This window comes from Yersinia nurmii (assembly GCF_001112925.1).
Lineage (GTDB): Bacteria > Pseudomonadota > Gammaproteobacteria > Enterobacterales > Enterobacteriaceae > Yersinia > Yersinia nurmii.
The window spans coordinates 1-23,795 of the sequence record NZ_CPYD01000018.1 but is presented as its reverse complement, the minus strand read 5'-3'; the positions used below and the strand labels follow the sequence as shown (position 1 = coordinate 23,795).

Sequence of the window (23,795 nt, the reverse complement as noted above, 5' to 3'; positions counted from 1 at the left end):
TTACACAGCCTGATAGCTATAAATAATCGCCAGCAACGCTGTTTTTTGGCTCTCCGCCAGGGCTTTTGGTGAGGTGATGGTGAAGGTCAGTAATTTGGTGCCACGCACCTGCATCACCACGCTTTGATGCATTTCCCCTTCGGGGCTTTTCCAGAAATATTCCAGCAAACGAGCCGGTTGTTCGCTCAACGTGACGGTCGTAAGGCTGCGCTCTTTATAACCGGGCAGACTGGTTTGAAATTGCTCGATAACTTGTGCGTAGTAACTTTCGTTATCCAGCCCGACCGGAACCCCCATACGGCTTACCACTAAATTGATTCCGCTGTCGTCGGGGGCAATAAACACATTCATGGTTTCATCGCGCCAGTTGGCTGGAATGGCTAATGTGCCTTCATTCATTAGGTAAGCAGGGTGAGTCATGTTTAGTCGCTCCGTGGCTTATAATTATTTAGTGAAGAATGTTCGTTAATTGAGGTTTATCGGGTTGCCTTTCAGCGTAATACTGGCGCCCTCAATGGTGATATTGCCCGCATTATCCAACGTAATACTGGCTCCGGCGGTGCCGATCTGAATCCCCTCGGCTGAAGACTGGATCATGATGCTGCCAGTGACTTCCAGACTGCTACTGCCTTGAACCATGATGCGGCGCTGCTTGGTGATAGAAGTCACTTCGTTACCCGCAACCTCTTTATGGCGATCGTTACGCACGGAAATCACCTGATCGTGGCCGACGCTTTCGGTATGATCGTGAACCACGGTGGTCACCCGATCGTTAAGCACATTGGTGGTCATATCTTTCTGCGCGTGCATAAACAGCCCTTCGCTGTTTTTCTCATCTTCGAAACGCAGTTCGTTAAAACCTTCCCCTTTATGGGTTTTGGATCGGAACGCCATTTGAGTTTTACTGCCCGGCAGGGTCCCAGGAGGAATGTTATTGGCGTGATAAGTGCGCCCCGTCACGATAGGCTGATCCGGATCGCCATGGAGGAAATCCACCACCACTTCCTGACCAATACGTGGAATGGCTAACATCCCCCAACCTTGTCCGGCCCACGGCTGCGTCACCCGAATCCAGCAGGAACTGTTATCGTTGGATTTGCCATAGCGATCCCACAAGAATTGCAGACGAATTCGCCCATATTGATCGCAATAAATTTCCTCTCCGGGCGGCCCAACCACCATGGCGATTTGCGGGCCATCAACTACCGGTTTTGGCAACGGCGTTGGCCGCCAGCTTTGACTGGCCGGAATAAAGCTAAAGCTGTTAAACAGCACCGTCCCCTGATCGCCTGATTCCTGTTCCAGCGCCTGCATCTGCTTGCCGTGATGCTGAATGCTGACCAACTGCCATTTACGATTAAGATCGGCCCGAGGGTGGCTAGTCAGGGTAAAGAGCTGACCCGGTTGCAGCCGGAAATCATTACTTTCGCCCTGCCCTAAGTTGGCATCATTGCGCAGCGCTTCCAGCCGATAGCGAGTGAAATCCTGCCCGTGCTGTTCGTCTTTAAAACGACCGGGAAAATCGAAGTGTTCGTAGTCCGGACGCTGATTTTCCAACTCTCGCGCCTGTTCGTTGAATTCCGCTGCCCAGTTCGGATTTTTAAAGGTGTAATCCTTCAACTGCACGCTGGCAGTTCGCACCTGTGCGCTGCGTTTAAAAGTATTGATGCTGAGCTCTTTGGCCTGTGCCGCTTTGGTCGGGTTGTAAGGCAAAACGGCTCCCGGCGGCAGGGAACCGACGTCATCGGCAAATATGAGCGTGTTCTTTCCGTTGGCGAATTCAAAGTAGTAAAACATCCCTTCTTCGGCGGTAAGTCTCTGAATAAAATGGAAATCAGACTCTTGATACTGCACGCAGAATTCGCGTTCTGGGTGCGGATTACGCAAAGCGAAGGCGAAGTCATTGATACCGTTCTCTTGCAAAAGCGAAGCAACGATGGTCTGTATGGATTGCTGCTGAAAAATACGAGAGTTATGACGTAGAGAAGTACGCCAGAAATCGGGGCGAATCACCATGCTATAGCGCGTCTGGCGGAAACCGGTATCGCCCTGTTCAAAGCTGGAGACCATACCGGTAATGCTGCGTTGCAGCTCGCCTTCACGCCAGATAAACAGAGTGGCCGCTTCGTCTAGCACCGCGTCAAACGCAATGGCAGGATCGGCGCTGGCCAGACCAACATGCAAAACAAAAGGCGATGACAATCCTTCACTCAGGCTGAAATCCACCACGACGAGAGTCTGCTCCGGCAAGCCACTGGCGGTGAGCGTAAATTGCAGTCCTGAAGGCTGTTTTATCCCACCCAGTAAATCCGCTACGCCGCTGAGGCTCGTTGCCGAGCCAGCCATCGCCGCCGCACGCCCGACGGTGTTTTTGGCGCTATTAATCGCGCCGGTCGCTTGTGATGCTGCACCCTGTACGGTTTTCATCGCTTTAGATGCTGGGCCAGCAACGATATTTTGGGCACTATCCAAAGCTCCGCTGGCGCTTCCACCGATATTTTTCGCCGCATCTACGCCTTTTGAGGCCATGACCGCCATAGTTTTCGCGGTATCTACGGCTTTGCTGGCGGTTCCTGCCACTTTGGATACTTTCTCTGCCGCACGCCCCACGCTGCCACCGGCGACGCTGGCCACCATGCCAGCGCCGTCTGCCAGACCGGAAACGCCATCAACGGCTGCGGACCCAAATGCATCGCTTGCGCCGGCTTTATCTTTTTTCTCATCACGACTAAACATGGTTATCCCTTCTCGTAGGCGTTAATGGGCTGGCTCAGTTTGAACCGTCAGTTGGTGGTAACGGCTTAGTAAGGCATCAAAGCGGTCATCAATTTGTTTGATCAATACCGGCGAGACGCTTTTCTTCTGCTCCCGTTGCAAGGAGAACTGGCGCAATAGCTCTTCCAGCGGGATTTCGCTGTTAAGATTGTTTTGAATGCGATAGAGCGCAGTTTTTAAATAGGAAATGGTCAGGCTGCCTTTCTGTTTTTCCTGCTCTAACAGTTTTTCAGAAAGCTGCTGAACGCCCATTTTGGCCTGATAATAATGAGCGGAATCCTGATTGCTGCCCATTCTGGCTTGAAGTTGCTCCTGCCAGCGTTGGCTGACCCCAGTTTGCCGGGCATCTGCTGGCCATAACTGCTGTGCGGTTTTCATTAGCGCATCTGGCCCACCTAACACTTCCAGCGGAGAACGTTTAGCCAGCCGATCCATTTGCTCGCCGTAGGTCTCCAGCTCCGGCTGGTGTAGCCACAGTAAGGCTGAACCTGCAGGCTCAGCGGCCACTGCAGCCAGCTGTTGCGCCATTGGCCTCACTTGCATCAGATATACCCCGGCGGCGATCAATAGCGAAAAACCGATGCCCAAGCTGAAACCTTGCAGCGCCGACATACGCTTGGTCGGCACAAAACGCACCTGTACTCGTGCATGTTCCAAATCGTCATGCTGTGGCTGCGGCAGAGTGGATGGCACTTCCCGCGATGACGGGGCATCATCCGAAGCGGTCAGATACACCAACGGCGGCATTTGATAGGACTGCATAGTCGGCGCGGCAGCTTCGGTGGCTCGCTCCAGTTTTTTCGCGGTGTTTTGCATCAGATACAACATATTTTCGATGCGCGGTACTCGGCTCAGTTGCACCTGTTGCAGCTTATCGATCATAAGCTGCAAGGCACGTTCAGCGCGATAAATCAGACGTAAATCTTCACTGCTGAACACCTGCTGACGCAGCAAATGACACAGTTTCGCGGTGAACCATTCCAGCATTTCAATACGTGCCAGCGGTTTTTCCGGCCACAGACGATCCCATTCGCTGACAATCAGGCTGGCCAGCAGCTCGCAGCCTTCGGTGAAACCTGTCAGCCCATTCAGTTGAGTTCGCGCCAAGGTGTAATACACGCCGGTTTGCAGATCGACGCCGTTACTGCGAAACAGCGTTAAGGCTAAAGACTCAATTAGCCGCCAATTGACCTGCGGCTGCGAGGGATGATTGGCTTTGTTAATTTCTTCACGGATCGCGGTGAATTCCGGCCATTGGCGCGGATCGCCACCGGTGCGGATAACCAATCCCTGTTTATTGTCGCTCACTAAAAATCTTCCTTAAAAAAAGCCCGACGGCGCGCATCGGGCATACTCATTAATAGAGCGTGTCCGGTAATTTGAATTGACTAAACAGTCCGCCAGCAAAGGGGTTATCCGACTCATCCACGGTAATACGATAGGTCATATGACCACCGTCAACGTTAAAGCGCACATCGAAAGAATCTTCCCTCACATTAGTCAGTTCACCGGCGTTAATCAGCCGTAACTGTGCCCATGGGCCGCTATAGGCGATGCTGCGCGGCGATTTGCCAGAAGCGTCCGGCACCAGGGTGATTTTGCTTTCCACACCTGAACGCATGGAGTTCGGCCACACCAAATGCACCATATTGCTGCGGCCGTGGGCATAATCCAGCAATTGCCCGTCTAGATTCAGCACGCTGCGCCGTTTATTGGCCGCCAGCTCCACCGGTTCAATAGCGAACTGCGCGCCTAACCCGTTCTGGCTGCTAAAGAAAGTCTCGCGGATTTTCTGCGCCACTTGTAACTGTTGCAGGACGTCATCGCGGATCAGCAACTCACCGTCGCTGCCGTTGGTCAGATTGTTCTCGACGAAAGGTTTGAGGTTTTGTTGATAGAAGTTGTCCAGTACACCTTTTGGCGCGAAGAAACGTTCAAACTCGCTCAGCGGCACATCCTGTGTTGATTCAGGATTAAACGGATAACGGCCCGCCAGATAGGTGCGATACTGTTTCACTACCGTGTCGTTCCACTCCACTTCCAGCGATTGAATCGCTTCCATCATCACAACGTGCCAGGCTTGCTCTGCCAGATCGCCCACCCAACGATTCAGCGGCTCCGGGAGGTTTTTGGCCAATTGCTGCACTTCAAAAATCGGGTCGCTGTTATTTTGATCCAACCGTAGCTGAACCGCTTTCAACGCCGCTTTCCCCGGTACTGGCGAGTTCTGAATCGCCAGCATGTAGCGATGCAAATCCGTCAGTTTTTGATAGACGCTTTGCAACGTACTGCCTTTATCACCGTGTTCGATCAGCGCGGCAGTTTCCGGTGCAAACTCGCGATTAATCCGTGACATTAGGCGGTAATCCGGCTGTTCCAGCAGATCTTTGGCATGCCCATCACCGCTGGCGGCAGGCAGTTGCGTGTTGTTGCTCAGGGTTTGTAGCGCTCGACGAATCGGCTGTTCACCGCTGATCACTTGCTCAATGGCAGCGATCGCCTGCGGCAGATCGTCAAACTGACGGATCTCCAGATTGTTGATCGCCGCGCGCCATGCGGCGGTGTAATCGCCCAGATACTGCTCGGTAATCTGCCGCTGAATTTCTTTGCGATCGGTGTCGCTGTATTCCACGTTTTTCGACAAACTCAAAACCCAGCTATCCATACTGGTCAGATCGATCAACTGGTCGTTTTGCTTCACAAAGTAGCTTTGCAAACCCTGACGTGTCAGGAACTGCGGTACCATCAGCAGATCTTCGTTATTGGCGACAAAAATACCGTCGAAGCTAGCACCGATTTGATCGCGTAGATTCAGCGCAGGCGGTAAAGCATCCTGCCCTTTAATACGTAGGTTTTGGTACACACGCTGATACAGCGACAGTTTACTGAGTTCCTGCTGCGCGGCTTTTACCGCCGGAACATAGGGCGCGAAATTCTGAATCGACTGCACATCGCCGCTATCCCGGCTGCGTTTCCAGTCGGTGTGCTCCAACGCATAGTCCAGATGATCCATCAGTTGATTTTGCAGATTACGCTGGCCGTTAAACTTCTCGCTCCAGCGGTTACGCATATACTGCTCCACCAGCCCTTTATTACGACCGCTGCCGTCTTCCAACATGCGCATCACGCGCAGGATTTCCAGCTTCTGCTCACTGCCCGCCGGCGCAGCTTTTAGCTGAACCAATAACCCGCTCATCAGCGATGGTAAGAAGCGCTGTTCCAGCAATTGAAGATAGGTATTTTCGACGTAAGGCCCAATTTTGCTGCCTTGATACAACCCCAGATCCGCTAGCAGGCTATTGCGTTCATGGTAGTTACCGTAAGCCAGCGTTGCCTGCCGAATCGGGTCAAGCAGTGGTAACTGTAGGTTGCCATATTGGTCTTCCCCTTGCGGAGGCGGAATTTCCAGGAAGGTTTTAGCCTGAGTCAACACCTCTTGTCCGGCCCGATAGTTACTTTGATAATACTGATGCCAACCGAAGAGTAACCCGACAATCGCCACCGCGCCGCAGCCGCTGAATGCCATCATGCGGCGGCGAGAATTGCGCAGCCATTGGCGACTTTCACCGGCCAGATTTGGCTCGGCCAGCAGGACTTGATTAAATAACCCTTTGGCAAAATAAGAAGAAGTGTCCCCTACCGGCCAGGTCGGGAATGCCTGCGGCCCAAGGTGATACTGCACCGCCGCCGATTGGGTAAACAGATCGTCCATTTGTCCACGCTGCTGAGCCGAGGTCAAATAAACCCCTCGTAGCAGCGCCGGCGTGCTATCACCACTAAACAGCATACGATCGAGCATTTGCAGCACGTAATCATGCAAACCGTGGATCTGACGGGTAAAACTGAATAGCTGCGGGCGCTGATCGCTATCTACGCCGTTAAACATCATCTCCGGCATGGCGTGGTTGAGTTGCGCCATCCACTGTTGCCAGAATTGATTCAGCTCGCTGCGCCAGTGATCTTCATCCTGCGTATTCAGAGTGAAAGTCACGCCTAAAATCGCTTCGCGCTGGGTTTTATCCAACGACTGATACATCGCCTCAAAGCCGTAAAGCAAATCCAGCTTGGTCAACACCAGATAGACTGGAATCTGGCTGTGCAGCGTCATCTGCACATCGTGCAGACGCTGGCGCATATGGTCGATATAGCTTTCCCGCCGATCTTTATTGGCGGTCAGCAACTGATAAACATCGACTGTAACAATGATGCCGTTGAGCGGTTGGCGCTTACGATTATGTTGCAGCCAGCCCAGCAGTTCTTGCCACAGGCGAGAATAAAGCTGAGGTTTTCCTTCCGCTCCTTGCTCCGGTTGCTCAATAAGCTTTCCGGTCGGATCGACAACCACCGCTTTCTCACCGGCCCAACAACGCACCTGTAGCTGTGCGGCGTCATCGCCTTTGCTAGCATCGGGGCTGTAGATTTCCGTCAGTTTATAACCTTCCCGCAGCAGCGTCGTTTTTCCGCTCTGTTCGGTACCCAACATCAAATACCACGGTAGCTGATACAAATAGCGCGGCGTGTTGAGATAGCGCTGTAGCTGCTGCAACCAGCGAGACAGATAACCGTTCTGCCGATCCAAATCGATTTGCACCGGATCGTCTTCCCGCTGCTGTTGATCCAGTTGGAGTTTTTCTAATTCTTGCAGCCGTCGCGTTACTCGCCATGTCAGCCAGCACACCGCAACCAATACCAGCACTGCCGTCACCAGCCAACGACTCAGCTGTGATTCTAGCGGATGCTGTTCCCCCATTTGCCACTGCGGCCCCCACAGCCAAATCACCACCAAAGCGATGCACCAGAGCAGCCCCAGCAATATCGGTATTGAAGATTTAAAACGCGGAATAATGGGCTTCAATAAACGTAAAAATGAAGGCATCTTTGGCATTTTGGGTATTGAAGGCATTTTCATTGATTAACATTCCTGTGTCGCATCGTGGCTGTCATGAGTGCTACCGCCGCTGTTTTTCTGATAACCCGGCAAAGAGCGAAGGCTCCCACTCCGGTAATGACAACTGTTTCCCTGCCAAATAAAGACTCTGATACTGCTGTTGCGCCATTGCCGCTAGCCCGGCCTTTTCCAATAATTGCGCACTAAGCAACTGGCTATAGAAACGATCCCGAGGTTCAGTTTGTTGCTGTTGCTGTTGATCAACCGCAGCCAGAGCCGCTTCCAACCCCTGTTGCTCATAACACAGCCAGATATTGTCTTGCTCCTCACGGGCGTTACCGGTAGTGACTTTCGTTTCCAGAGGCTGCAACCAAGCGGCAGTTTCCGTAGAGAGAAACGGGGTTTTATCGGTAAAGCTCAGTTCCCGTAGTGCGGGCAGGCGAGCCAGGAAAGCGCGAAGCTCGCTCTGAATCGCCTGCGCCACCAGCGGATAGCCCAAGCGTTTCGCCACCTGCGCCGACAGAAAATGCCCGTCTAGCCAATAAGGAGCCAACGTCAGGCTTTGCTCTATTTGCTGCCACAACGCTAAATCGGCTGTCGGTAACGCAGCCTGATAGCTGGCGGTGCGATCCGCTGACACTGCGGCCAGCGGTGTTCGCCCATCACTCTGAGACTGAGGCGGCGCGGTGATAGTGCTGAAGACCGCGTGGCGTCGGAGTCGGTAGCCGCTGTCGCTGTCCGGGTGGCGCTCACACAGCAAATCCGCCACTTTCAGCAGCGTTTGCCGCCACGCACGATCGCTGGAACTGTCCACAGTAACGCTAGCAACCGGCGCTTCAGTAACCGGCGCAACGACAGGAGAAACCGACGCGCTGCTGCTGGATAAAATCGGGCTGCAGGTCTGCGGTGTATCTGCAACCTGAGGCTCTGGCTGATAGCGATACGGGAAACTCAGCTCATCCACTTCTTTTGCCAACTGAGGTTCACTTTCGTGCCAACACTGAGCCAGTCGCGCCAGTTGCCCTAAAGCTTCCAGCCGCTGTTCACCGTTGGCTCTTTGGCTAAAAAGGCTAGCTGCGGCATCGAAACGCTTAACGATCTGCTGCGCTAAACGGCGTTTGTGCAAACCATTATGCGGCCAGGCTTCGGCCCAAAAATGGCTGACGTAATCGCAAAGCAATTGCATCGCCAGCAAGATATTCTGCGGTTCGCCACCGTGCTGCAAAGTACGCAGCAGGTGGGTCAGTAAGCGCATGTCTTTGCTTTCTTCGGACAGCAGGGTCATCGCCTGCTGCTGCAATTCAGCAATATTCAAGCTGGCGTGGGTAAGTGAACCCAGCTTCACCATTTCGCTGTCAATAAACTCCCAGCTCGGATTATCGTCTTTGAGCGCCAGCGCTGCGCGCCCGTCGGCTAACGGGGCTAGCAGCAAATTCCGCCAGGGATGTTGGGCGATAGCATTCATATCAACCTCACCAATGACAGGCGCTGCGCAGTGGCTTGATCGCCTCTGCCAACTGGACAATGTTGAAGGTCAGCCGCACTGCGGCCCCTTGTTTTGAGCTGATGCCCAAGGTTTCTCCATCCAGCAATCGTTTGATTTCATCAATACCGGCCAGCCCGCGACTGGCTTCCAGCAGGAAACCCTCTTCGCGAACAAACCATTCGGTATCGAATTTCGTGCGGTCGGTGACTAAGGTGAGCGCGCCTTCGCCTTCCTTTTGCGGCGCAACCAGTGCCACCTGCATGCGGGTGATGTTATCGATACAGCTAAACATGAGAACCGGACGCGGAGGCGGCATTCCTATCGCCGGCGTAGTGATAATCACGGTCGGATTGTTGCCAGCGGACTGGCGGGTGAGAAAAGCCAGGGAATGAGCCTCCCGCCCTTTTTCCTGCGCCATGGCACGACGCCAACCCGGCCCCATCATTCGGTCATCGGTTACGCCAACCGGATTGCTGGCCTGATCGTAACAAGCCAGTCGAACCAAGGGAGACGGCTCATTACGACACTGAGTCAACGCCGATAACTGAGGTGACTGCTGGGCAACGGTTGGTACACTTTCCGCGGCCATCAGACTGTGGCTACAAGCCAATATCAATGCGGCAGTTAATATCAACTTTTTCATAACTGACACCGATACTTAGCCAATTTATAGGCGAGCGTGCGTGGTGCCATATTCAAGCTGGCGGCAATACGTTTTTTATCCGAACCGTACATGCGCTGACGCTGACGCAAAATGGTGCATTCAAACTCTTCCACCGCTTCGGTCAGATCGTCTATTTTGCTGTAATCGTTAGATAAGCCTGCCGGAGACAGGCTGTTATCCGATGTACTGAGAGAAAACAGCAACTCATCCAACTGTTTTTGTCGTTGCTGCTGCGCTTTGAATACTTCGCGAATCTGTCGCAGTTGCGCTCTCTGCTGTTCCAGTTCCTGCAATTTGTTCAAACGATGCTGGAAAATATGGCAGTAAATGCTGAACATGCCGTTGGTGAGAGTGTAGTGCTCAATGTTTTCGGCAAAGACCGCCACCACGCCGCAGGCCTGGCCGTTGTAGTTAAACAACGGCAGCGCATACAAGCCACAGGCGCTGGGCAGTTCTTGCACAAAACTGCGAAACTCGGCGTTTTCGATGCGCACTCCGCGTTGTAAGGAATCCCACACTGCAGGGACGCCGTTACGTAAAACCTGCACCAACGGATGGTTGACTTCATCAATTTTAACGTCGAGTTTTAGCGTCGCGCGCTCGTCCTGCCGGGGCAAACTGTAACAATCGAGACGACTTTCATTGACGTTCAGCATGGTAACCAGCAAAGCATCAAAGCGTTGCCGACGATGATTAACCTGCAAAAAGTGGTGTATCAGTTGCTCAATGGTGTCGTTATCCAATAGCGCCAATACGCTTTTTAGCCGCTGTTTCATACCTTGTCCTCAACCTCTGCAACAAAGCTGTGCCCATCTACTGCGATACGAATAAAGCCAATGTCACTTCCCGCTGCCATTTTTTGTAGTAATAACAAAGAGACCGGCGGTAGCAGGACGCCATCAATAATGGACTCCAACATGCGCGCACCGTTTTCGGCGCGAGTGGTTCGCAGCAAGATTTCTTCTGTTACTGCATCGTCAATCACGACTTCGGCGTTAAATCGTTGACGCAGTAAGCTATCCAACCGCTGCAATTTACTGGCAATAATCGCCACTAGGGTTTCACGCCCCAGCGGCAAATACGGAATCACTTCCATACGCGCCAGCAACGCCGGTTTAAAGAAAGCAGCCAGTTCGGGATACAGCAGATCGTTGATAGAATCCGCATCAGCGACGTTATCGACGATAGTTTGATAGCCGAGATTGGAAGTCAGGAAGAACACCACGTTTTTGCAATCAATAATCCGCCCTTCGCCGTCGGCCAGTTCACCTTTATCGAAAGCCTGATAGAACAGATTGAGAACGTCTGGATGCGCCTTTTCCACTTCATCTAGCAACACGACTGAATAAGGTTTCTGGCGAATGGCTTCGGTCAATACGCCGCCTTCCCCATAGCCAACGTAGCCTGGAGGAGAACCAATCAGGCGAGATACGGTGTGTTTTTCCTGAAACTCAGACATATTGATGGTGCTCAGATAACGCTGGCCACCAAACAATAAGTCTGAAATTTGCAGTACGGTTTCGGTTTTACCCACCCCACTCGGCCCAACCAACAGGAAAGCGCCCAGAGGACGGCCGGGTCGGCGTAAATCGGCGCGAGCGGTCAACAGATGACGATGCAAATACGCAATAGCGGTATCCTGCCCTTTAATCTGTTTTTCCAGATAAAGCGGCAGCTCAGTAACAACCGCCAGCTCACTTTGGGACAAACGATTCAGCGGTACACCCGTCCATTCGGCAATCACCGCTGCGACCTGCGATTTGCTGACGTGAGGAGAAACCAGAGACTGCACCTGCTGCAATGAATCCAGCTCATGACCCAAACGCAATAATTCCGCTCGTTCATCGGCGGTAATATCGTCCTGTTCCAGCAAAATGCTGCGCAGTACAACAATTTGCTCAACCAACTGTTGCTGCTGCTGCCAGCTTGCCATCAGCGCCAATCGACGGGCGTCAATCTCTTCTCGCTGAGTCAGTAAAGTAGCCAAGCGTTCGCTATCGTAGCTCAGCCCAATATGCAGTTCGCGCTCCAGCATCTGGATTTCCATAGCTAGCTGGTGCAATTCAGTCTGTAAAGCCGAAACCTCTCGCGGCGCACTGGTCAAATTGATTGCCACGCGGGCGCAGGCAGTATCCAGCACATCAATGGCCTTATCCGGCAACTGGCGGCCAGACAAATAACGATCGCTGAGCGTAGCAGCCGCCTGTAGCGCTTCGTCGTCAATCAGTACGCCGTGGGCTTTTTCATAAATGGTGCGTAAACCGCGCAGAATCACAGTGGCCTCGGCGGCGCTCGGTTCGGAAACTTTGACCAACTGGAAACGACGAGACAGCGCGGCATCTTTCTCAAAATACTTTTTGTATTCGCTCCAGGTCGTAGCGGCGATGGTTTTCAATTCACCACGCGCCAATGCCGGTTTCAGCAGATTGGAAATATCCAGACCACCTTGCTGATTACCTGCACCAATCAAGGTATGGGCTTCATCAATAAACAGAATAATGGGCGTTTCAGACTGCCTAACTTCCGCCATAATGCCTTTGAAGCGTTTTTCAAATTCACCTTTCACCGCCGCGCCCGCTTGCAGCGCGCCCAGATCCAGCGTCATCAATTCCGCATTCAACAATTTTTGCGGTACTTGCTCGGCCACAATTCGCAGGGCCAGTCCTTCGATCAGCGCACTTTTACCCACGCCGGCCTCCCCGACCACAATCGGGTTGTTTTTGCGGCGACGACACAGAATATCGATCATCAGATCGATTTCTTCATCACGGCACAGCACCGGATCAAGCTTGCCGCTGCGTGCCTGTTCAGTCATGTTGCTGGCATAACGGGCTAACAAACTTTCACCGTTAGGCTGAACGGCGGAGGTATGGCCTTCCGCAAGGGGAACTACCTGAGTTTCTGCGGAATCCGTCGTCCATTGACTAAAGTTTTGCCTTAATAACTCGCGGTTTACCGGAGCTAATAATTGAGCAGCACGAGCGGAAAGATAGCGCGCTGGGCTCATCAGCAAAGTCATCAGCATGACCCCGCTGCGCATTTCGCCGTGCTCCATCTCCGTGGAGGACAGTAACCAACTATCCTGCAACCACTCGATCAATAGCGGTGAAAAGCTGGGATAAGACTGAGTCACCGCCTGATGACTGGGAACGCGGGTATCCAACTGTTCCCGCAAGCTATCCTGGTCGATTTCAGCTTTATTGATAATTAAACGCACATCACTCAACGGCGTATTCAGCAATTGCAACAACACCTGCGAAACCGTAATTTCGATTTCCTGCTCGCTGACACAGTGGGCGGCCGCCGTTTCCAGCGCGTGTTTCGCGATAGGATTGAGGCGATTAACTAATGTGGGTAAATCTATGCGGATCATTTGGCCTTCCTTAGCTCAATAAGTTGTTTAGCTGCTGCAAGATATCTTGGGTTTGATCGTGTAAACGAATCAGATAAAACCCGTAGACCAGCGCTAACAGCCCTAATCCGCCCCACAGTAAATGTTTGATGGTTAAGCGCTTGCTTAACCGATAACGGCCGGAAGACTCTCCGGCGTTAAGATGTAATACCGTCGGCGGCGCATCGCCGCGCATTTCATGCAATTGGTGATGTAACCGTCTGAATAAACGCTCAAATTCATCCCCCTGCAGCGCACTGACCTTATAGCGCCCTCGATAACCAAGACAGAAACACAGATAGATGAATTCCAGCAAATCCTTGTAACGTTGCGGTTCACCCATCAGGCGTTCCAGCAACACATAGATTTTTTCACCGCCCCAGGTTTCGTTGTGAAACTGCACCAGCAGTGATTGCTGTAACCAACCGTTTTGACTATTCCAGCCATGTCCCAACGCGGTTTCATCAATAAAGGTACACAGCATGTAGCGGAAAGAGACAATGGCGCCCGGCTCATAGCCTTTGGTCTGTAAAAACTGTTCGATGGCGCGAATGTCCGTCACCACCTGCTGATAAAGCTGTTCCGGCAATGCCTGATTAGCCATATTTTTCAGGCGCATCACCATACCCAGCAGCGGCGTAGCGGCATCGACCATCGGGTTCAAGCTTTCGCCGCGCAGATCCAATTGGTACTGGCGAGTCGCCGGTATGGCTTTCAGCTCATCAGATAATGACGCAATATTCGGTGCGATTTCGCTCATGATTAGCTGCTCCTGATCGCCCAGAACTGCATATCCAGCTCTGGGAAGTCGCCGGATACGTGGAACGCAATGGCATTACTTTGCTGAATGTCTTTCCACGCCTGGCTTTGCTGATCCAGCATGAAATAGGTATATCCGGAGTGGTAAGGCAACTGACGCGGCGCAGCAGATAGCGCCACCAGCGGTACGCCCGGAAGCTGAACGCTGACCAAATCGCGGATTTTTTCCAAGGAAGTGATTTTAGTTTGCTGAATAAACTGGCGGCGCAGTTGTTCCTGCGGAATCTGTGCCCGAATAGCCAACACGAAATCGGCGCTACGCAGCAGATCGCGGTCGTTGATCGTTGCCACCCGAATGCCGTGAGCTTGCACCATCAGTTGAATAGATATGGCGCGTGGCGTCAGAACGGTACTGAGCGCCTGACGCATTGCCAACATCAGCGGAACAAAGCTGTCCGTCAGATTATCGTGATTATATACCGGGAAAATACCGGCCAAACGCGACTCATCGGTAAAGGTTCTCAGCTCGCCGCAGGTTTGCACCAATTGGCAGTAGAACTCTTGCGGATGTAACGTGGAGAGATAGGCACTGTGGGTGAACAAGGGCTGCACGCGGTTAAACAATTGCAGCATCATAAATTCGGCCACGTCCGCAATCCCTTGCTGGCCGGGGGAACCGATACGTTTGGCCAATAATTTGGCACGTTCTACCAGCGTTCCCTCTACTTCATCCATAAAGCGTTTGAGTTCAGGAGAAACCGAGATCGAAGTGCAGGTTGGAATAAACTCCGCGTCTAAAACAATGGCTCCGTCTGGGCGCCTTTCCTTAATGCGACACAGCGGCAAAACGGTAAAAGCGCTGAGATCTTCGGAACCTTGCATCAAACGTGGCGCTAACTGCGCTAATGCCAGGTCGCTCACATCTCCGCCCTGAGTATGCAAATCTCGCACGCTATCGCTGCGTTCCTGATATCGAACAGCGCCTACTCCGCTGCTTTGCGCGTTGGTCACTTCGTTTATCGCGTCGTTTTGCATCGGTAACGCCAGATAAATATCGCGACTGGCGGCGTCATTCAGATTGATCACATCCAAAGGTTTTGGGGTCTGATCCTGATTCGGAATATCAAATACCGAGCCGTCCGGCAGCGTACCGCTGGCCGAAGTAATGCCTACACGCCCCAGTTTTAATAATTCGTGATTCAACACTAACGACCGGAATCCATAACCATAGTCCATTAATGAAGATAAACGACTGTGCAACACATAGTCGTTATGGCGCTGTTGCTGCTGGAAATGCTGCGGCTTGATAAATAGCCCCTCTCGCCAAATCACGCGATTCTTGGTTGGCATCGCTATTCTTCCTCTTTCCTGAGATCAATTTCGTTCGCCCGAACATGCACTAACACCTGGTAGTTGTGCCCAACGCCGTCGATACGAATAATTTTTTTCCATTCGGCTTTTTCAGCGTCGGTGTAATGACCGATAACGCCGAGATAACGGTTCCCTGCTTTCAACTTAATCGGCGGCAAAGGTTTGTACTGACCGGGTAATAGGGTGTAGTCCTGATGGTCGATATAGTTTTTGCCCAACACTTTCTCTAATTCTTCGCTGGTTAGCTGATCGTCATCGGCGGCCAATAATTTGGAATCTTCGCTCAGATAAATCACCTGAATTTCCAGCGGTGAAGCTTCGCCACTGTCATTGGGATTAATATCTGCTTCGGCCAGCAGAGTGATTTGCACCGTTGAAGGCTGCTCGTCTTTCACACCCACGGGAATACTGGGATCCCACATCACCTGACCCACTTTTTTTGTTGCTTCCCAAGTGCTACTGCATCCCGGCAACAACAGAACCAGCAACAACACAGCCAGTGAATGACTCGCGATGCGTGTCATTGCGCGCTCTCCTGCAATCCCTGACGTAAGGCGCGGTCATAAGATTGCGCATAAACTTCCCAAAACAGTTTCTCAAAGCCTTGCTGACGGCTGGAGGCCAATTCTTGGTAATAGCTGTTGTACATATCCCACGCCCAAGCGGCGTCCATTTCCTGTCGTTCATTGCTGCGACGATAATGCGCAAAACGCGCCAGCAAATGCTGCGGTGAAAACGCATCCAGCATGGTTGCCAACGCCACTCCAATTGCCGTCTGGTTAGCCTGATGGTGTAAACGGACATTATTCAGGCTCTCGGCCACCGCCGCCGGCGCGGCCAGATGCACCGGACTTTTCTGATCGGCAAACAACACATTCATCGTGGTGTCGTAATCCAGATTCAGCCGCAACGGGTTATCCTCAATCGGCCGCAAATGTTTATCCGATAAGCCGTGCTGGACCTGCTGTAACGCCAATAAGCCGTCGATGGCCGCTTTCATGGTTTTTCCAATTTCTTCGAGAAAATCATGAGCTTCCTGACTGTTATTAATCGGCAACTGCGCATCAATGCCACGCATCAGCGGAGTCATAGCGACGTGCTGCTGCTCACGCATTTCCAGCGTTTCTGATGGATCAATGGCGGTAAGGCGGTTGATATGAGGCAGGTCGATAAATTCCTGATCCATGGCACTGTCCTTGGCGGTATCTGATAGCGGTGAAGAAAACAGAGGGCTGCTGTAACGATCCTGCTGTAGGGATTGACTGGCATCGGGGTCGGTCGCGGGCGACTGCGTTAACGTCGTCAGGCTCTCACTTTGTAAAATACGCAGCGGATCCTGGCTAAAGTCGTTGGAAACGGTCGCGGCCAGATTACCCTGATAAGGCGCTTCTGCACCGCGCGGCGGTTCGCCTCCTTCCATCATCGCTTCCAGCGGATTGCTGTAGCTGGAAACCAATGATTCAGGAGATAAAGTCAGCGGGTCTTGCCGATCGGCCAGCGTATGACCGATGTGACAGCTCATGGCTAACATGCCAACGTTAATTTTGTCCCCCGCCTGTAGGCGGATAAAACCAGCATCGCGGGTTAAGCAGGCCTGATTAACCATGACCGGTTGCCCCAAGACGCGCAGGCAGAACGCGCCATCCTGCCATTCCACGGCAAACTGTGCGCCATCAACCGAGGACATTTGATCCTGAATCGACCACAAATTACTGCTGCCACTGCCGACTCGCCCCCCCTGAATATCGAACAGGCAACTGGCCGATTTACCACTTTCCAATTTGTCGCTGTTTAGCACCCGCAGTGTGAGGGTTGGCTGTTGTTTTTCCATTTTCTCTATTCCTGAATGCGGGTTGTCATTCCATGACGCAAATGGTTACGTCGGGTTTCTCTTCCGGATCGCCTAAAAAACTGGTCCAACCGAGTAAGTTATTTTGATCTGCCCCAAGTACCATGCCACTGACCTGCTTACTGGCGAGCCCGAGACGCAAATCCCACGCGAACTGATCGCGCATCACGAACGAAACAAACATCACTAATGGCTGGTAGTTTTCGCCGTTAGGTAAGAAGGAAAGAAAGCGCTCGCGAGATAAATTGTTGATGCAAAGCATGAACTTGCCGCTGCGATCCGCGACGCGAGAACCGATGGTGAAATTGCTGCCCAGCACCGATTTTTCCAGATACTTTTTGCCGCGAATCTTCTCCCGTCCGCCCAACCGATTTTGCTGAGACGGGTCGATATTGACCTGACGCAACTGCCAGCTGTGCAGTTCTACATCGGGTAAATCGAAACAGTGGGAAACCAGCCCGCAGATAACTTCCGGAGAACGCCCCGGACTGGCCAGCAAACCGGCGTACGCCAGCATTTTGCTGTGATTAATCTGAAGTTTGTTGCGAATGACCTCACTGCCCAACCCCACCAACGCAAACATGCGTTGAGAGAAATCATCCACACCGCCGTCTTCGAAACAGATGTGATAGCGGTATTTCCGCCAAACCTGATGTAATAAAGTGATCAGGCGATGATTGAATACATTGAGGAAATCCGTCAGGCGGTTTTCATTCTGTGCATCTTCCCAGGCCAGTGAATCCAGGTAATAACCGGGCATCGGCGACTGGCTACCGTGCAAACCAAGAAAGGACACTTCCAACTGATATTGACCGCGCTCTGACTTTTCCAGCGCCACCACATCCCGCGTCGGGAAAGCCAGACTGGCGCTGGATCTGAAGCGAATACTCTCGCCCGCCGGGTAGGCTACCGCCTCCCCCTGCGAGGATAGTTTTTTACCCGAGAGCTGATTAAGCAGTTCTACCAGCTGAAAAAAGTTATAGCGGGAGACGTCCAGAGACTCGTCTCCGGGCACTACATCAACGCATGTTGACCTATCTGAACCGGCCATTCATAACATTCCTGATTATCGGTATTGACCACTTTCAAAATGTGAAAGGCATTGACGCTGGCATAGAGTGAGAAAAAGTGAGCCAAAATGGTGCTGAACAAATACAGCTCGCCTTCGGAGTTAAAGGCGCTTTGTGCCAGATACAACGTGGATTGCAGTCCGCGTACCGGCACGCCAGCAAATAGACGGTCCACCGGTTTGGTATCGATTCGTTGAATGGCATCCAGTTTTTTTTGCGAAACCCGCGCCGCTTGGCGGTTGTTCATACTGGGTAAATCGTAGGTGCGCAAAATCTGCTTCAGCGCATCTTTCTCCAGCAGTGACATATAGTTAAGAGACATATTTGACAGCAAAGACCAATGCAGGCTGCCGTCCAGTACTGGATAAAGCGGCACCGAAGGCCGGGTAATATTGCGGAACGACGCAAATGACGGGTTATCCTTGGTCGGCTGATTGATATCCCCCACCCGCAGTAGCATCGGCAACTCACGGTTGGTACAAGTCATGCTGACGGAGACATTTTCTTCGGCGTGCAAAAGCTGGGATTCATCTCCACGAACAAAGGCAATGTAATGTTCGAAGCCTTTGCGAAATAAGGATTTTTTCACCCGGAGATGGTAATAAAGAGCGTGGCGTTCATCCACATGCTCGATTTGGTGATCGAAGCTTTCAAACGGCGTGTAGTTTCGCGCTCTTCCGCGGGAGCGCCCTTTGCCGTCGCCCTTCTCACTTAGCCAGCTATCCACTTTATCGATGGAGAAAATATCGTAGCGATCGGGATGGTGATAACTGGCGCGCAGCGGGTATTCGGCCTGAGTGCCATCCAGCGCAATGGCTTCACTATCATGCTGGAACAGGTTCACCGCCGGCGTACAGTGCATGCGGAACGTCGTTGGCCGCACCTTGACATCAGGCGGTAACGCCTGCGAGAAATGCAGATTCAGCGTAAATTCGCTGGCTTTTAGATGCCCCGGCAAATCCGGAATACCGCAAACATCAAAGAACAGAAAACCTTCCTGAAAACAGAAGTATTCCTGCAAAATTCGGTAGCCCATATAGGCGTTTTTTGGGTACGGCAGCAGCGCGTCCTGACGATCAAAACCCACGGGAATAAAGTCAAAATCCGGCATTGGGATAGTTATATCGTTAACCACCAGCTCCGCGCGCTCAAAATAGTGGCTGATCCATAGATAGATTTGCGTACTGGTATAAGCATCTTCACCTAAATAGAACCGCAGCTTATTCAACTGTAAGCGCTGGAAATTCAGCTCATTTTTAGCCTGAAAATTAATCCCGATAATGCCCTGCTCGTTACTATTGTTCACCGTGATATCGCGAATCGCCATCGGGAATAGCCAGATATCGCGGCACAGAGTAAACACACATTGCGCCCCAGATTTAGGGGAAGTGCTGACAAAATCCTCATCGGCAATCGGGTTGCTGAGAATCTGCGTGCCGCGTTTGACCAAAGCCGCCTCGGTCACCACATTTTCATCAGGGGTGTATTCGATAATGGTCATGCTAGGCGTGGGCCGTAAATAGTTCGGCCACAGCATATTCAGCAAACCGTGGGTCAACTCAGGGAACTGATCGTCAATTTTCGCCCGTAAATTCCCAGTCAGGAAGGCGAACCCCTCTAATAACCGTTCGACATCAGGGTCCGAACCCTGCTCAGATAAAAAGGTCGCCAGATGCGGTCTTTCAACGGCGGCATCTCGTCCCAACTGTCTGAGGTAGTCCAGTTCATCTCTGAAATATTTTTCGAACGACATTATAAATCCTGATCAAAACGGTAGTGCCGGTTGTTATCCAACTGAATATTGAACTCCACCAGATCGCCAATGTTGTCAAAGCTCACCTGCGCGCTGATACGGAAATTCAACAGCAGCGGATCGCCATCATTGGTTTCTGCATGCACGGATACGGATGAGATACGGGGTTCGTAACTCTCAATACAGGTTTTGATGGCCTGCTCAATGCTGCGCCGAAAATCCGTTGCCGTTGAGGTAGCATCATTAAGATCAATAACGCCTAGCTCTATCGAACTCTGGCAACCACCAGGGCGCGCATTGAGGACTTTATTCAAATGTCCTTTTATTGAGACCAGCAAATCGTCTGCCCGCGCACGACGGGAAAGGCCGGAGCCTTCCCCCTGTATACGCTCAAACAAGCTGGAGGAGCTTCCTCGCTCCCAACTTAACAGCGCTGCCATGTCGGATTATTCCTTATCCAGACGGCCTACCAGTGACAGCTCAAAACTTGCACCCATATATTTGAAGTGAGGACGCACTGACATCGCTACCTGATACCAGCCTGGATCCCCTTCAACATCCAAAACTTGGATTTGAGCGGAACGCAGCGGGCGGCGGCTACGAACATCTGTCGGTGGGTTTTCCTGATCGGCGATGTACTGTTTCAACCAGATATTCAGTTCACGCTCCAGATCCTGACGCTCTTTCCATGAACCTATCTGCTCACGCTGAAGCACTTTAATGTAGTGCGCCAAGCGGTTGATAATGAACATGTATGGCAATTGGGTACCCAACTTGTAGTTGGTTTCTGCCATTTTCCCTTCGCGGGTATTTGGATAGTTCTTTGGTTTCTGCACTGAGTTCGCGGAGAAGAACGCGGCGTTATCACTGCCTTTACGCATGGTCAGCGTAATAAAACCTTCTTCTGCCAGTTCAAATTCCCGGCGATCGGTAATCAGAATTTCGGTAGGAATTTTTGCCTGAATCTGGCCCATTGCTTCGTACAGATGCACTGGCAAATCTTTCACTGCGCCGCCGCTTTGCGGACCGATAATATTCGGACACCAGCGATATTTGGCGAAACTGTCTGTCAGGCAAGATGCCAGCAGATAAGCGGTGTTGCCCCACAGGAAATGCTCGTGATTTTTACTGACGTCTTCATGGTAATTGAAATTTTTAATCGGGTTTTCAACGGTGGAATACGGCAGACGCAGCAGGAAACGCGGCGTTGTCAGACCAAGATAGCGAGAGTCTTCGGACTCACGCAGCGCACGCCATTTGGTATGCGCCGGGCCTTCAAATACGGATTTCAGATCTTTAATTCCCGGCAGCTCGGTAAAGCTACTTACGCCGAAGAAATCGGGAGCCACTGACGACAGGAATGGCGCATGAGCCATAGCGCCCACGGCGCTGACGTACTGCAACAGCTTCATATCAGGGGAGGAATTGCTGAACGCATAGTTACCGATTACCGCAGCGGTAGGTTCCCCGCCGAACTGGCCATAACCTGAAGAGTAAACATGCTTATAGAAACCGGACTGAACAATTTCTGGTGAGAATTCAAAATCTTCCAGCAACTCATCTTTGGTCGCATGCATAATATTGATTTTGATGTTTTCACGGAAATCAGTGCGATCCACCAACAGTTTCAGCGCCCGCCACGAAGCTTCCAGTTCGCGGAATGCTTCTGCGTGAAGAATTTCATCCATTTGAGCGCTGAGTTTCTTATCCAGCTCAACGATCATTTTATCCACTAACAGCTTATTGATTGGCTCTTCATTAACGCCGGTATCAAGAATACTGGAGATAAATGCCGCCACGCCCTGTTTCGCAATATCATAGCCGTCGTTTTCCGGCGCCATGCGTGCCTGAGACATAATCTCATCAAGCAAGGAGGTGGTACTCGCTGCCGGTGCAAGCGTGGCTGCGTTCTCTTCATGTACAGACATACTTAAAATTCCTTGTTTCCAGACCAATTACTTTTGGTTAAGTATTTCCAGCTCTTTCAGAAGCTGTTCACGGACGCTTTGATTAGAAAGCAAGTCTTGCAGACGTGAACGGAATGCAGGGATGTTTCCAAGCGGGCCTTTCAGCGCCACTAATGCTTCACGCAGTTCTAATAACTTATTCAGTTCAGGAACTTTCTTGGCAACATTATCTGGCGAGAAATCACTAAGTGAATTAATAGGTAATGTCACCGGCATATCTTCTTCGCCGTTACCATCTAAACGATTCGGAACGTTAAAAGCGAGATTAATCCCAGCTTCATTCATTACGGAATTGAAGTTATTTTTGTTAATAGAAACAACCTGCCGTTCTTCAATTGGCGTATCTTCTCTTACCCCTTTCAGATCGCCAACCACCATCAGATTTAACGGTAATTCAACTTCTGCAACCTGGTCACCGGTATTCGGGACATATTTAATGTTGATCCTTTCCTTAGGAGCGACACTACTCGAATTATCCTTACTCATATCCACATTACCTTTCGGTTATAAATCCAAGAATTATCCTAAGAATTTAAGAAATAACTTATTTTTCTCAAGATGAGTCAATGCGACGCACAGGAATACTTAACCAAAATTTTCTTGGATATTCCTTAATCTCAGCGCTGATCGGGTCAGGCAGGTTATTTCCACATGATGCAAAAATTAATTAAATGATTGGGAAAAAATGCATCTCCAAGGGATTTTCTCTTATTTCACCGCAAAAAGTCCATAGAAAAAATAACTAGGTAACTATCTATCATTATTTATTTGAAGTATGTCTCAATACACACATGATCAAATAATTTTTTCAAATTAATTTATAAAAACGATAAATAACAATGACTTATAAATTATTTATTTTTTTGAATAAATAAGTCCGCACAAAATTAGATCTAAAAAAATAAACCATAAAGATGATTATCCTGATTTTGCAAATATTTTAATTTTTTAAACTAATGGTGTTTTGACTAATTAGCCGCTCTCATTATGAGGTTTGGAGATTTGCTTTTGGCTGATTATAGTGGCGACGACGATAAGGTCTTGCTCTGTGTATACAATGCAATAACCGGCACCTGAAATATTCAACTACAGGTTATTAGCGTCATTTAGGATTCAATACCAACTCACTTTTATAGGATATTCTCAATGCCAACTCCATGCTATATCTCCATTACCGGTAAGACACAAGGCAACATTACAGCAGGTTCATTCACTGCAGAATCTGTTGGTAATATATTTGTACAGGGTCATGAAGATGAAATGCTGGTACAGGAATTTGAACACGTTGTTACCGTGCCTACCGATCCGCAATCTGGACAGCCGTCCGGTCAACGTGCTCATAAACCATTCCGTTTTACAGTTGCATTAAACAAGGCTGTTCCTTTGCTTTATAACGCACTGGCTTCAGGTGAAATGTTGCCTAAAGTAGAATTAAAATGGTACCGCACTTCTGTTGAAGGTAAACAAGAGCACTTCTTCACAACTGAATTAGAAGATGCCACTATTATCGATATCGATTGCAAAATGCCTCATTGCCAAGACAGCACTAAAACCGAGTTTACTCAATTAGTACGCGTATCTTTGTCATATCGTAAAATCAATTGGGAACACACGACCGCTGGCACGTCAGGTGCTGACGACTGGCGTGCGCCAATCGAAGCTTAATATATATTTAAGTTTTAATGCAGGACGGAAGTTGCTTTCGTCCTGCAACGTAGCCTATGTCCCCAACATGAATAGACCCGGGTTTCGTAGACACTTTTTTGCCTCATAATGGAGGCTCAATGAAGGAGTGTTTATGTCAGCCAAAAATTTCACTGAA

Annotated in this window: 18 protein-coding genes; 1 reads left to right on the top strand and 17 read right to left on the bottom strand. The window is 50.8% G+C overall.

Annotated elements, in window-relative coordinates; genetic code table 11:
• From AD970_RS17555 to tssB, 17 genes are all read right to left on the bottom strand, one after another.
• A complete protein-coding gene (locus AD970_RS17555) occupies window positions 1-420 on the bottom strand; it encodes a DUF1795 domain-containing protein (RefSeq protein WP_049602084.1) in 420 nt (139 codons plus the stop codon).
• Between the two features lie 45 nt (window positions 421-465).
• Window positions 466-2,427, bottom strand: coding sequence for a type VI secretion system Vgr family protein (locus AD970_RS17550; RefSeq protein ID WP_162199334.1), 1,962 nt, complete (start codon window positions 2,425-2,427; stop codon window positions 466-468).
• Between the two features lie 330 nt (window positions 2,428-2,757).
• Window positions 2,758-4,083, bottom strand: coding sequence for a VasL domain-containing protein (locus tag AD970_RS17545; RefSeq protein ID WP_049602079.1), 1,326 nt, complete (start codon window positions 4,081-4,083; stop codon window positions 2,758-2,760).
• Between the two features lie 49 nt (window positions 4,084-4,132).
• The gene (gene tssM, locus AD970_RS17540; protein ID WP_049602076.1) at window positions 4,133-7,684 is read right to left on the bottom strand and encodes a type VI secretion system membrane subunit TssM; all 3,552 of its coding nucleotides are present in this window, start codon (window positions 7,682-7,684) and stop codon (window positions 4,133-4,135) included.
• 40 nt (window positions 7,685-7,724) lie between these two features.
• Entirely contained in the window at window positions 7,725-9,128 is a 1,404-nt protein-coding gene (gene tssA, locus AD970_RS17535) for a type VI secretion system protein TssA (RefSeq protein ID WP_049602074.1), read from the bottom strand.
• A 7-nt stretch (window positions 9,129-9,135) separates the two neighbouring features.
• The gene (gene vasI / locus AD970_RS17530; RefSeq protein ID WP_049602071.1) at window positions 9,136-9,792 is read right to left on the bottom strand and encodes a type VI secretion system-associated protein VasI; all 657 of its coding nucleotides are present in this window, start codon (window positions 9,790-9,792) and stop codon (window positions 9,136-9,138) included.
• A complete protein-coding gene (locus AD970_RS17525; RefSeq protein WP_049602068.1) occupies window positions 9,789-10,589 on the bottom strand; it encodes a Fis family transcriptional regulator in 801 nt (266 codons plus the stop codon). Before AD970_RS17525 ends, vasI begins: the two co-directional genes overlap by 4 nt.
• Window positions 10,586-13,186 carry a type VI secretion system ATPase TssH gene (tssH, locus tag AD970_RS17520; RefSeq protein ID WP_049602066.1) on the bottom strand — a complete coding sequence of 867 codons (2,601 nt, stop codon included), beginning with the start codon at window positions 13,184-13,186 and terminating at the stop codon, window positions 10,586-10,588. Before tssH ends, AD970_RS17525 begins: the two co-directional genes overlap by 4 nt.
• Window positions 13,187-13,196: 10 nt before the next feature.
• The gene (icmH, locus tag AD970_RS17515) at window positions 13,197-13,964 is read right to left on the bottom strand and encodes a type IVB secretion system protein IcmH/DotU (RefSeq protein ID WP_049602063.1); all 768 of its coding nucleotides are present in this window, start codon (window positions 13,962-13,964) and stop codon (window positions 13,197-13,199) included.
• A 2-nt stretch (window positions 13,965-13,966) separates the two neighbouring features.
• Entirely contained in the window at window positions 13,967-15,313 is a 1,347-nt protein-coding gene (gene tssK / locus AD970_RS17510; protein WP_049602062.1) for a type VI secretion system baseplate subunit TssK, read from the bottom strand.
• A 2-nt stretch (window positions 15,314-15,315) separates the two neighbouring features.
• Complete coding sequence (tssJ, locus tag AD970_RS17505; protein ID WP_049602061.1) at window positions 15,316-15,858, bottom strand: type VI secretion system lipoprotein TssJ; 543 nt, start codon at window positions 15,856-15,858, stop codon at window positions 15,316-15,318.
• Window positions 15,855-17,165 carry a type VI secretion system-associated FHA domain protein TagH gene (tagH, locus tag AD970_RS17500; protein ID WP_049602058.1) on the bottom strand — a complete coding sequence of 437 codons (1,311 nt, stop codon included), beginning with the start codon at window positions 17,163-17,165 and terminating at the stop codon, window positions 15,855-15,857. The genes tssJ and tagH overlap by 4 nt, the downstream gene beginning before the upstream one ends.
• A gap of 25 nt (window positions 17,166-17,190) precedes the next feature.
• The gene (gene tssG / locus AD970_RS17495) at window positions 17,191-18,234 is read right to left on the bottom strand and encodes a type VI secretion system baseplate subunit TssG (RefSeq protein ID WP_049602054.1); all 1,044 of its coding nucleotides are present in this window, start codon (window positions 18,232-18,234) and stop codon (window positions 17,191-17,193) included.
• Entirely contained in the window at window positions 18,198-20,006 is a 1,809-nt protein-coding gene (gene tssF, locus AD970_RS17490; protein ID WP_049602051.1) for a type VI secretion system baseplate subunit TssF, read from the bottom strand. Before tssF ends, tssG begins: the two co-directional genes overlap by 37 nt.
• Entirely contained in the window at window positions 20,006-20,446 is a 441-nt protein-coding gene (gene tssE / locus AD970_RS17485; protein WP_049602048.1) for a type VI secretion system baseplate subunit TssE, read from the bottom strand. The genes tssF and tssE overlap by 1 nt, the downstream gene beginning before the upstream one ends.
• A 6-nt stretch (window positions 20,447-20,452) precedes the next feature.
• A complete protein-coding gene (gene tssC / locus AD970_RS17480) occupies window positions 20,453-21,934 on the bottom strand; it encodes a type VI secretion system contractile sheath large subunit (RefSeq protein ID WP_049602045.1) in 1,482 nt (493 codons plus the stop codon).
• Between the two features lie 27 nt (window positions 21,935-21,961).
• The gene (gene tssB / locus AD970_RS17475) at window positions 21,962-22,459 is read right to left on the bottom strand and encodes a type VI secretion system contractile sheath small subunit (protein WP_049602042.1); all 498 of its coding nucleotides are present in this window, start codon (window positions 22,457-22,459) and stop codon (window positions 21,962-21,964) included.
• Between the two features lie 660 nt (window positions 22,460-23,119).
• Between tssB and AD970_RS17470 the strand changes: the two genes are divergently transcribed.
• Window positions 23,120-23,638 (top strand): Hcp family type VI secretion system effector, encoded by a 519-nt coding sequence (locus tag AD970_RS17470; protein ID WP_049602039.1) that lies wholly within the window; start codon window positions 23,120-23,122, stop codon window positions 23,636-23,638.
• Window positions 23,639-23,795: the final 157 nt, after the last annotated feature.